This window comes from Colwellia sp. 12G3, assembly GCF_002836775.1.
In the GTDB taxonomy this organism is placed as follows: Bacteria; Pseudomonadota; Gammaproteobacteria; order Enterobacterales; family Alteromonadaceae; genus Colwellia.
On record NZ_PJAQ01000005.1, the window covers coordinates 1 to 12,157 of the forward strand.

6 protein-coding genes are annotated in these 12,157 nt (G+C 36.5%); 5 read left to right on the top strand and 1 reads right to left on the bottom strand.

All coding sequences use genetic code 11. The features are described from left to right. Positions 1-209: 209 nt before the first annotated feature. The 3 genes from CXF71_RS01515 (at position 210) to CXF71_RS01525 (ending at position 6,837) form a co-directional block, all read left to right on the top strand. Positions 210-5,075 (top strand): NAD-glutamate dehydrogenase, encoded by a 4,866-nt coding sequence (locus CXF71_RS01515; RefSeq protein ID WP_101231234.1) that lies wholly within the window; start codon positions 210-212, stop codon positions 5,073-5,075. A 133-nt stretch (positions 5,076-5,208) separates the two neighbouring features. Further along, complete coding sequence (gene pyrD, locus CXF71_RS01520) at positions 5,209-6,219, top strand: quinone-dependent dihydroorotate dehydrogenase (RefSeq protein WP_101231235.1); 1,011 nt, start codon at positions 5,209-5,211, stop codon at positions 6,217-6,219. Positions 6,220-6,357: 138 nt separating this feature from the next. Beyond that, the gene (locus tag CXF71_RS01525) at positions 6,358-6,837 is read left to right on the top strand and encodes a c-type cytochrome (protein ID WP_101231236.1); all 480 of its coding nucleotides are present in this window, start codon (positions 6,358-6,360) and stop codon (positions 6,835-6,837) included. A 198-nt stretch (positions 6,838-7,035) separates the two neighbouring features. Here the strand turns inward: CXF71_RS01525 and CXF71_RS01530 are convergent, their stop codons facing one another. After that, the gene (locus CXF71_RS01530; protein WP_101231237.1) at positions 7,036-7,722 is read right to left on the bottom strand and encodes a cytochrome b/b6 domain-containing protein; all 687 of its coding nucleotides are present in this window, start codon (positions 7,720-7,722) and stop codon (positions 7,036-7,038) included. Between the two features lie 296 nt (positions 7,723-8,018). On the opposite strand from CXF71_RS01530, the gene CXF71_RS01535 reads away from it, so the two are divergent. Beyond that, a complete protein-coding gene (locus tag CXF71_RS01535) occupies positions 8,019-10,061 on the top strand; it encodes a TonB-dependent receptor plug domain-containing protein (RefSeq protein ID WP_198559800.1) in 2,043 nt (680 codons plus the stop codon). Between the two features lie 79 nt (positions 10,062-10,140). Further along, positions 10,141-12,039: a YfiR/HmsC family protein gene (locus CXF71_RS01540; RefSeq protein ID WP_101231239.1), complete on the top strand. Its 1,899-nt coding sequence runs from the start codon at positions 10,141-10,143 to the stop codon at positions 12,037-12,039. Positions 12,040-12,157: the final 118 nt, after the last annotated feature.

Sequence of the window (12,157 nt, forward strand, 5' to 3'; positions counted from 1 at the left end):
TGAAAATTAACTAACTAAAATACAAAATAACGCTCGCAAAAGCCTAAATTTATTCATAAAATTCACTTATTAGTCTATTCTGATAGATAAAATATAAAATATAAAAAGAATAAATATTATTCTTTTGGCTCCTTGAGTTCAAAAGCATTTTTTTATCAAAAAAAATTCAGTTATTTCAAGCTTTCTTTTTAAAAGGAAAAGGAAACACCATGGCATTAGTAAACGGTTCACCCTCGGTTATACTTAGCAATGTAGCAAATCTTATCCAGCAAAAAGTAGATGGTAAAACGGCTCCTTTAGTTGAGCAATTTACCCACTTGCTTTATGGCAATATGTCATCGTTAGATCTCGACCACCGTAATGAAAGTGATATGTATGGTGCAGTATTGAGTTTGTGGAGCTCTCTTAATGAACATACTGATGATGCCCCTGTTATCCATGTTTTCAATCCGTCTGTAAGTAAGAACGGTTGGAAATCTAGTCATACAATAATTGAAGTGATTATTCAGGATATGCCATTTTTAGTGGATTCTATCCGGATCGCCTTAAACCGCCTAGGTTTATCACCACATTTGATGTTAAATGCACCGCTTAAAATAGTGCGAGGCAAAAACTTAGAAGTCATTGAGTTAGCCGCCATTGTTGATCATCAGGTTAAAGCTGACTCAAAAGAAACTGTCTTTTTAATTGAAATAGACTGCCAATCTAACCAAGAAGAATTAGATGCTATTAAAGAAACGCTATTGTCTGTTGTCGAAGACATTCGATTAACGGTAAGTGATTGGCAGCCAATGTTGTCTTGTTTAAACAAGGTAATTACGGAAGTTAAAAAAGCTAAATTGCCTGGAACTAAAAAACAAAAAGAAGATACTTTAAGTTTCTTAAACTGGATAGCAGCGAACAACTTTACTTTAATGGGCTATCGTTCATATGATGTTAAAGCGGTTAAAGGTGATATTTCCTTAGAAGCGAATGTTGAGTCTAGTCTTGGTTTGATGAAAAATTCACAGGGTTCTAAATCTCGATTAGTCTCCAGTTTAAGCGAAAAAGGTCGTGAAGTTGCCTTGGGTAATAGCCATCTTGTTTTAACAAAAACCAATTCTAGTTCGCGTGTACATCGTCCAGCCCAGCTTGATTATATCGGTATTAAGCGATTTGATGATAAAGGTAGTGTTGTTGGTGAAGAGCGCTTTATTGGTCTTTTTGGCTCTGCTTATTACACAAACAGTGCTTTAGATTTACCACTTATCAATTCTAAGGTAATGGCTGTATGTGAAGCATCTCCGTTCGCGAAAGGTACACATAATTATAAAACGTTAATTAATATACTAGAAACTTATCCAAGAGATGAAATTTTACAGTCTTCTGTAAATGAGCTACTGCACAATGTGACTGGTATCTTACAGATGCAGGAACGTGATTATACTGGTTTATTTGTTCGTCGTGATTCATTTGATCGTTTCTACTCATGTATGGTTTATGTACCAAGAGAGCGCTACAACACTAAATTACGTATTGAAACGCAAAACTTATTACAAGAAGTGTTTAATAGTAATGAAGAAGTTGAATTCACCACCTTCTTCTCAGAGTCGGTTCATGCTAGAACCCATTACATCGTTCGAGTGAACTCAACTAAAGCAGATATTGATGTGAAAGAAATAGAAAAGAATTTAAATGAAGCGGCCCGTAACTGGGACGATAAATTGGTCAGTGCATTAGGTGATAATCTTGGTGAATCTGCAGCTAAAGCCCTTAGCCGTAAATATATTAAATTCCCACAAGCTTACAAAGACGAAGTATTACCAGGCTCAGCCATTGCTGACATTGAAAAGCTTGAAAATATCAGTGCTGAAAATAATCTAGAAATGCTTTTTTATCAACCGCTTGAAGAGAAAGCTGAGAGCCGTTTTGTAAAACTAAAATTATTTCACAAAGGCGAACCAATTCACTTAAGTGATGTGTTACCTATGTTAGAAAACTTTGGTTTACGTGTTATTGGCGAAAGCCCATATGCTATTAAAACAACAGAAGAAGAAACGAGTTGGATATTAGACTTCTCCATGTTACTTACTGGTGAAGGTAAGTTTGATGTCTATAAAGTCAGAACACTGTTTCAAGATGCTTTTGCCAAAGTATGGCATGGGGACTTAGAAGACGATGGTTTTAACCGTCTGATTTTAGGTGCTGGTATTGAAGGCCGTGCTGTTTCTATTTTACGTGCCTATGCGAAATATGAACGCCAAATAGCAGGTCGTTTCACTCAAAGTTATATCGAGAATACCTTCTCTCGTTATCCTGAAATTGCTGAATTGCTGATCAACTTATTTACCTTACGTTTTGACCCAAAAAGTAAATCTACTCCAAGTGCGAAAGAGAAAGCGACTAGCAAACTATTAGCTGAAATCGAAAGCTCACTTGAGGATGTGGCTAACTTAGATGATGACCGTATTATTCGTCGCTTTGTTGAAATGATTAATGCCACTATCCGTACTAACTATTTTCAACCAGATCCAGTTAAAGGTGATAAGTCATACATTTCATTTAAGATGCTTCCTGAATTAATCAGTGAAATGCCTCAACCGGTACCAAAATTTGAGATATTTGTTTATTCTCCGCAAATTGAAGGTGTTCATTTACGTGGCGGTAAAGTTGCTCGTGGTGGACTGCGTTGGTCAGACCGAAGTGAAGATTTCCGTACGGAAGTGCTTGGTTTAGTTAAAGCTCAACAAGTTAAAAACAGTGTAATTGTTCCTGTTGGCGCTAAAGGTGGTTTTGTTTGTAAACAATTACCTGATGGTTCTCGTGAAGAAATATTTGAAGCCGGTAAAGAGTGCTACCGTACCTTCATTCGCGCTCTACTAGATATTACTGATAATATCGTTGCAGGTGAAATTGTACCGCCAAAAAATGTCGTTCGTTTAGATGAAGATGATGCTTATTTAGTTGTTGCTGCAGATAAAGGCACAGCGACTTTCTCTGATGTTGCAAATGCTATTTCAGATGAGTATAACTTCTGGCTAGGCGATGCTTTTGCCTCAGGTGGCAGTGTTGGTTACGATCATAAAGCCATGGGTATTACAGCCAAGGGTGCTTGGGAATCAGTTAAACGTCACTTCAGAGAAATGGATGTTGATTGTCAAAGCACTGATTTTACTTGTATTGCTATTGGCGATATGGCGGGTGATGTCTTTGGTAATGGTATGTTGCTATCAAAGCATATTCGTTTACAAGCCGCATTTAACCATATGCATATCTTTATTGACCCAAGCCCAGAAGCATCGAGTTCGTATGTAGAACGAGAACGTTTATTTAACCTTCCGGGTTGTACTTGGGAAGATTATAACAAAGAACTAATCTCTAAAGGTGGTGGTATTTTCAGTCGCCATGTTAAATCAATCAAGTTAACGCCTGAAATTAAGAAAATGATTGGCACACAAAAGCAAAGCATGGCGCCAACTGATTTGATGCAAGCCATATTAACCATGGAAGTGGATCTTTTGTGGAATGGTGGTATTGGTACTTATGTTAAAGGTTCTAAAGAGACAGATCTTGAAGTGGGCGATAGAGCTAATGATACGTTACGTATCAATGGTGCAGATCTACAAGCCAAGGTGGTTGGTGAAGGTGGTAACTTAGGATTAACGCAATTAGGTCGTATTGAATATGCAGCCAACGGTGGTCGCATTAATACGGATGCTGTTGATAACGCTGGTGGTGTTGATTGTTCAGACAATGAAGTAAACATTAAAATATTACTCAATACCTTGGTCCAAAATGGTGACTTAACCGTTAAGCAACGTAATAACATACTTTACGATATGACCGATGACGTTGGTGAAATTGTTATTGAAGATTGTTACCGTCAAACGCATTCTTTATCTATCACAGCAATGCGTGGTGTTAATCAATTGAAAGAGCAAGTTCGCTTTATTCAGGAGCTTGAAAGAGCAGGGAAATTAAATCGAGGTCTTGAGTTTATTCCTGATGATGAAGAAATTGCGGATAGATTGTCAAAAGGTAAAGGCTTAACACGTCCAGAGCTATCTGTATTACTTGCTTATAGTAAAATGGTACTCAAAGATGATTTAGTGCACATTGAAATTACAGATAACCCTTACCATAACGCGCTACTGATAGAAGCGTTCCCTAAACTATTACGTGAAAAATATCAAAATGAAATGCAACTGCATCCATTGCGTGCAGAAATTATAGCGACCAAACTTGCCAACAGAATTGGTAACGATATGGGCTTTAATTTTGTCAACCGTATGCAAGAAGAAACAGGCGCAAGCGTTGCTGAAATAGCCAATTGCTACACTATTGCCAGTGCTGTATTTGAACTAGAAAAATTCTGGAAAGAAATTGAAGTGTTGAACAACCAAATAACAACGGCTATTCAAACCGAAATGTTGTTCCAATATCGTAGAACTGTTCGTCGTGTAACTCGTTGGTTCTTACGTCACCGTAATAAATCACTGTCTATTGCAGAGTCAATTGCCTTATATCAACCTACCTTTGTAATATTGACTGAGCAATTAGCTAGCTTTATGAACAGTGATGAAATGGAATCAATTGAGCGTGTTGCTCATGATTTAGTTGAGTCAGGTGTACCTAAAGTCATTGCTACACGACTCTCGCAACTAAGTACGTTATTTTCAACCATGGATATTGCTGAAATTGCCCATGAAAATAACTGTACCGTTGAACAAGCAGCAAGTTTGTACTTTCAACTTGGGGCACGTTTAGAGTTACATTGGTTCTTAGACCAAATTACTCGCCAGCCAGTGGCAAACCATTGGCAAGCACTTGCTCGTGCATCATTTAGAGAAGAGTTGGATTGGCAGCAACGTTCATTGACCTCGGTTGTTTTACGATGTCAATGTGACACACAATTTGCTGATTTAGACCAGTTACTTACCCTATGGATTGACACGAATGAGCAGCCACTTGAACGCTGGAAGCACATTTTAGCTGACTTTAAAGTTGGCCAATCTCATGATTTCGCAAAATTCTCAGTCGCGTTACGTGAATTAATGTTATTGAGTTTAAATTGCCAACCTGTTTCAGCTAAATAAACACCAAAAGTACAATGAAGTAAGTTTATTTTAGTCAAACAGAGCTAGCATATTGTAATGCTAGCCTTAACTGATAAAATCCTCGCCACGCGGGGATTTTTTATTTTTATAATTTGCAATAAGCCGAGGCATTATGTTTTATCCAGCCATTCGTAAAGTACTTTTTCAGTTTGATGCTGAAACCATCCATGAGTTGACTATTAAAGGCTTAAAAAACACAGGAAAATCTCCACTTAATGTGTTCTATAAACAACAAGTTCAAGATAAACCTGTTACTGTTATGGGGATTAATTTTCCTAACCCTGTGGGTTTAGCGGCAGGCCTTGATAAAAACGGTGAGTGTATTAATGCCTTTGCTGCAATGGGCTTTGGTTTTGTCGAAGTTGGCACTATAACGCCACGTCCACAACCAGGTAATGACAAACCTCGTATCTTTAGATTACCGTCTGCAAACGCAGTAATTAATCGAATGGGTTTTAATAATAAAGGTGTTGATTACTTAGTATCACAAGTACAAGCCGCAAATTTCAAAGGTGTTCTTGGCATTAATATTGGTAAGAATAAAGACACGCCTGATGAGAATGCTAAAGATGATTACATTCACTGTATGCGAAAAGTCTACGACTTAGCGACATACATCACAGTAAATATATCGTCTCCAAATACCCCTGGTTTACGTTCATTACAATATGGCGATGCCTTGAATGAGTTGTTGTCTGCATTAAAAGCAGAGCAGGGCATACTTGCTGAAAAATATGGCAAGTATATACCGCTAGCCGTTAAGATCGCCCCCGATCTAAGTGCCGACGAAGTGAAATCTATTGCTAAATCTTTAATTGATAATGGTATTGATGGCGTTATTGCAACCAATACAACGTTATCGCGCGAAGGTGTTGAAGGTCTTGAGTTCGGTGATGAACAAGGTGGATTGAGTGGGCAGCCAGTTAAAGAAAAAAGCACTTTAGTGATAAAACTATTAAGTGAAGCCCTTGATAATAAATTACCCATTATCGGTGTGGGTGGTATCGCATCAAGCGCTGATGCCAATGAAAAACTGCAAGCGGGTGCCAGTTTAGTACAAGTGTATACCGGCTTTATTTATCAAGGACCGCCATTAGTTAAAGAAATTGTTAATGGCTTATAAACGGCTTTAACAGTTGGGCTTATTTAACCGCAATAAGCCTCTGGCTTTAGTTACAAGTTGTTGCTTGTTGTGGCGAGTTATTACGCTACACTAGCCCTGTAAAAATCATCAAATAATAATTATTAAGAGAGAAACTCGATGAGTGTTCTGAAAAAAAGTATTTTAGCGATAACCGTTTCAGCAAGTTTAGTGGTTGCAACCGCTAGCATGGCACAACCAGCAAGCTCTGAAAAACATGCAGTCTATGCAACTGAGTTACGTCAATCTATATTCAAACTACTTGGTAGTAACATGGGTCCTTTGGGCCCAATGGCTAAGGGAAAAATCCCTGTAGATGCAGCAGTAGTTGAAAAAAATGCGACGCGTATCAATCAATTATCTTTAATGATTGCTGATTATGCTAGTACAGATACATCTAAGTTTAATGTAAAAACAGAAGCATTAGCTAAAATTTGGCAAGATCCTGAACATTTCAGCAAAGATATCGATAAATTAACGGTAGCATCAACAGCGTTAATGGTTGCCGCACTGTCAAAAGATGAAAGCGCTATTAAAAAGGCCATTGGTGGTGTAGGTAAAACGTGTGGTGGTTGTCATGACCATTTTAAAGAAGAATAAATAAATCCTAGTACTTTACTATTTTAAAATAGCCTTTGCAGGATTATATTCTGCAAAGGTTTTTTTATAATAATACCAATCCCATTATTAATACCCACTTGTGCCGGTTAAATATTCCAAGTCGTGTTGCTCTCAATTACCATAAGATAAACTCGTCATATTTTCGCGCTATTAGATTTACTTCAATATATTTGAGCGTTAGTAATAGAATTCTTCTATCACAGGCGCATTCATCACAACCAGCCAATAAACAAAACCGACACAGCAAACCGCAACAACACAGGCAAGAATTATCTTTGAATGGGGTATGGCATCAACAGCGTTAACTTGTTCAGCAGATTTTTTCCCCGTGATCATAGGTAGAACTAGGTTTTGTTTCTTTACACGCCAATAGTAAGCAACTGCTGCTAGGTGTAAGCCAATTGCTGCAATCATAAAGTCAAAGGTATTGTGGTGTAATAAACGCATTATTTTTTCTAACCCGTTACTTATACTGCCGTAATAGGGACCTGAAGAAAATACATCATCATTGATAAATAAGCCGCTAATTGCCTGTGTTGATATGAGTAATATCATTAAAATAACCATCATGGCACCCAATGGATTATGCCCTGGTGTTGTTTTATCGGACTTTGATTTTCGTAAATAGGATAAAAGGGTTTTTGGCGAAGGCACAAACTGAGAAAACCGAGCATGTTTAGGACCGATTAAGCCCCACAAAACCCGAAATACAATTAAAGTTATGGCAACAAAACCTAGTTTCATATGTATTTCAACCAGATCAGCGCCTTGTTCAGCAGTATACCAACAAGCTAGAATAGTAACCGCGAAACTCCAATGAAAAATGCGTAAGGGTAAGTCCCAAATAAGATGTTTATCTGTCACGCGATAACCTTTAATTGATTTGATAGCTTAATAATAAGAAGGTTATTTTACCCTATTTTACTCTTTGAAGTTAAGACAAAATGTATACCTATACTACTTCAAAATATTTCTAATTCGAGTTGAATTCATTAGGTAAAGGAGGTTTGGATAGATACAGATAACATTTTGTAATATCAAATAAATTAACCTAAAGTAATATTATGTAACTTACCATTGATCATTACTGTTATATGTTTAGTTCACTTTTAAAATGTTTCACTACGGCCAACGATTATAAAAAAATCATAGTAGGCTCGTTGTTACTAAACTCACTAGTATGTGTCGGACAAGAGTCTGTCTTTGATTTAACACTAGAGCAGTTATCACGAGTTAATGTTTCAGTATCGTCGAAAGTCGATTTGCCATTAAATCTTTCGCCTGCAACAGTAAGTACTTATAGTCATGAACAATTATTCCAGCAGGGTATACATCAATTAGCTGATTTAGCTGATATAAGTCCAGGTTACAGTAGTTACAGTATCTATGGAGAACGGATATTTGAAACACGAGGCCAAAAATCGGGTAGCTTTGAAAATAACAAACATCTCGTCTTACTTGATGGTATTCGTATTAATCATGTTAGGGCAAATAAAGCGCCGGTAGAAAATGAATTACCCTTGTGGATGTTGAGTAAATTAGAGTTATTACGTGGCCCTGCATCAGCGCTTTATGGGCAAAGTGCTTTCTTAGGGGTAACAAGTTTAAACTCAGCATTTAATAGCGACAATGATTTTTCGGCACAAGCTAGTTATCAAAATACGAGTAAAGGAATAAGAGCTAATTTGAAAGGGAACTTACACTCTCAATTTGGACATAGCTATCTTGCCTATTCGCATTATCAAAACGAGAGTGATGATGCATTAGTAGGACCAATACTTTCTCCTATGCAAAAATACTATGATGATCAAAATTCTGAGTTTATTTATGCAAGACAACACGCTAAAACGGACCGATTGGGTAACTTTACCTTGGGTTATATTGAATTAAATAGACAAAGTGGATTAGGGGAGCATTGGACTGGTGACTTTTCAGACATAGAGAATGAAATTGATTGGACAACTAAAATTAGTTATCTATCTTGGCAACAACAATTTGGTGAAGACGTTAATGTGGCTATAAAGATTGTCAACAATGATTCAACAGAGCAGGGCGTATCAAGTAATGAGAACCGTATGCAAATTAGTCAAGGCGATACTGTTACCTATAGTCGCTATCGGGTTAAGGTAAATGCCCAGCTAGTGGAAGGTGAGATAAACTGGCATATTGCGGACCAGCAATCTTTAATATTTGGTGCCTCAATTGAAGAAAGACAAGAGCAAGGAGATTATTTCGCGACAGGCTTTAATCAAAGTAACTTATCTCAGCCACCTTATGATTTACCCAGCGTTGACTATTTCCCTCGAACAGACTCCGCAATAAAAACTAATCAGGGAGTGTATTTTCAATATTATGACTTATTGTCTTCTTTGGCTGATATTCACTTAACGGCAGGCATTCGATTTGATAAAGGGGAGTATTTAACGGATAGCTTTTCTCAGTGGTCACCTCGTATTGCATTGGTCAAAGTGTTGAACCCGCAATGGACACTAAAAGCGTCTTATAGCTCTGCTTTTCGTGCGCCTAGTTTAAAAGAATACTTATTAAATACTGAAGCAATCGAACTCATCAATCAAGAGGCGCAAAATCCTGAAAAAGTTTTAGCTCGCCTTCCGAACCATTTGCTAGCAGAGACAATTGATTCTACCGAGTTGTCTATTTCTTATCAGCAAAATAATTTTTTGATAAAGATTAATAATTTTTATAACCATACAGAGAACTTATTAAATGGTCAGCCAGTATTTTTTGTTAATAAGAATGACAATATAAGTAGTCAAAATACCTTTGTAAACTTATCACAAGATTATTCTGTCTATGGTGCTGAAGTCGAATTACAGTGGCGTTTTGCCCAAAACTGGCAGCTGAATAGTTTTATCAGCCAAGTGATCCCAAAAGAAGATTCTAAAGAAGCTACAATCGATATTGCAAAGTTTAAAAGTAATCTGTCACTAACAGGAATATTCAGTTGGTTTACGGTTAATCTTATGCAGCTTTATCATAGTGACTTTAATGGAGAACTTGATTATATCTCAAGGTTTGATATTACTTTTTCTCGGCAAAACAACATGAAAAATGATTATATAAGTACCTACCTAAAAATATCTAATGTCTTCAATCAACATTATTATCATTCTATCGATGGTGAACTAGGTAACCCACTACCAGGCCGAGCCATAGAAATCGGCTTATCTTACCAATTTTAGTCAAGATGCTTTCGTTAGGCTTGATTTTTAAATAGGGTGCCTTATGCTTTAAATACAATCTATTATACGATTATTATGAATGACACGAAAATTTGGTTGGCATAACCCTCTTTTGCTATTATGCATATACTTTACTGTCAGTTTCATTACTGTTGTTAATGCGAAAAATTTCGAAGCAAAGCATATAAAATCAGCTTATATGGTTAATTTCTTTAAACATATTACTTGGCCTAATGAGCGCAATAAAAACAACTATCATTTGGCTATTTATAAGGAGTCTGACTATTTTAACTTCCTTTCTACAGCACTTAAAAATAAAAAAATTAAGAACAAAACAATCCTCGTCAGTTATGCTAATAACGTCGACGAACTAAAACGCGCCGATAGCGTATATATTCCGCAGCAATTCAATGATGATCTACATAAAATAGCAAGTGCTCTACGCGGAACTAATACCTTAATAATCTCAGACAATAGCCAAAATAAGCACGATGTGATGATAAACCTGATGCATCAAGATAACTCGACTGTAATCTCTTTTGAAGTGAACAAATCGAATATCATTTATGAAAAACTTAGCATGTCAGCAGACTTATTGTTGCTCGGTGGTAGTGAATTAGATATAGCAACACTTTATCGTGAAACCGAAATGGCAATGCAAAAGACTCGAGAAATAAGTATAGAATTACAAAATAACTTAACAAAGCAGCAACAGCAATTAACTATTTCTAAGCAAGCACTTAACAGGTTAAATAGCGAATTATCTCAAAAGGCTAACGCTGCAGAATTACAAAAATCTGAATTAATTCAATTAAAGCTCAATGTGACTAAAAAGCAGCAGCAATTAGAGCAGCAAAGACTCACTTTAGAGCAAGTAACCGAACAATCAACAAAAACAGAAAGTGAGCTGATTTCTCAACAAATAAAACTAGCTGAGAAATCAGCACAAAACCAAGCGATATTAGCTACTGTTGAGCAAAACAAAAAAGTGTTAACGATACAAAAAGGGGAACTAGCTCAACATAGAGCACTGTTAAAAGACCAAAGTGATGATTTAATGAGTAAAAAACAAATAATCAGTAATCAGAGAACCTACTTGTTTTTGACCACTGTTGTAACAACCATGGCTATACTCGGAACATTGCTCATTATCTTCTTTTTTAATAAAAATAAAAAAACGACTAAAAAATTAACAAAAACATTGGCCCATTTAAATGAAGCACAAGAACAGTTAGTTCAATCAGAAAAAATGGCGTCTTTAGGTCGGTTGGTGGCGGGCGTAGCTCATGAAATAAATACGCCTTTAAGTATTGCGATAACAGCTAATAGCTTGGTATTAGATGATACTTTAGAAATTAAAGATAAAATTGAAGGTGCTTCATTAAGTAAAAACAGAATGGATGAGCATATAGATAAAACTGAGCAATCATTAATTATGTCTGAAAAAGCACTGGAACGTGTTAAAGATTTATTAAGAAACTTTAAATTGGTAGCGGCAGATCAAATAGTCAGTGAACACCGGGAAATAAACTTAGCGAAATATAGTGACGAGGTAATGTCGACACTTTCTGTTGAAATGAAAAAGCGTAATATAACCTATAAGCGAAATGGTCTAGATAAAGTACTCATTACAACGATACCAGGGGTCTTTTCACAAGTGCTATCTAATCTAGTGATGAATTCACTGGTTCATGGTTTTGATGATGTGCGAGCAGGGGGGATTACAATTACTATACTTGAGACCGCAAAGCAAAACGTTGAGATCAGTTATCGTGATACGGGTAAAGGTATGGACGAACAGACATTGGAAAATATTTTTGAACCTTTCTTTACCACTAAAAGAGGTTCGGGAAGTACAGGTTTAGGCATGAATATTGTTTATAACTTAGTTAATCAACAGCTAAAAGGTTTGATTAAAGTGACGTCAGAAGAAGGCGTTGGCACATCCATAACTATTACCTTACCTCTTGTCATTTAACCGTAAGTGATTTAGATAACGTCATTATGAGCATGCTCACAATACTTTAAGCTTTAATAGTAAGAAAATTAGTATTAACTATTTGATCTTTTCGCATATTTTTAGGATCATGTTAAGG

What these genes read in the sequence shown, in the direction of transcription:
- CXF71_RS01515 (WP_101231234.1), top strand. Translation starts at nt 210, where the DNA reads ATGGCATTAGTAAACGGTTCACCCTCGGTTATACTTAGCAATGTAGCA.
- CXF71_RS01525 (WP_101231236.1), top strand. Translation starts at nt 6,358, where the DNA reads ATGAGTGTTCTGAAAAAAAGTATTTTAGCGATAACCGTTTCAGCAAGT.
- pyrD (WP_101231235.1), top strand. Translation starts at nt 5,209, where the DNA reads ATGTTTTATCCAGCCATTCGTAAAGTACTTTTTCAGTTTGATGCTGAA.
- CXF71_RS01540 (WP_101231239.1), top strand. Translation starts at nt 10,141, where the DNA reads ATGACACGAAAATTTGGTTGGCATAACCCTCTTTTGCTATTATGCATA.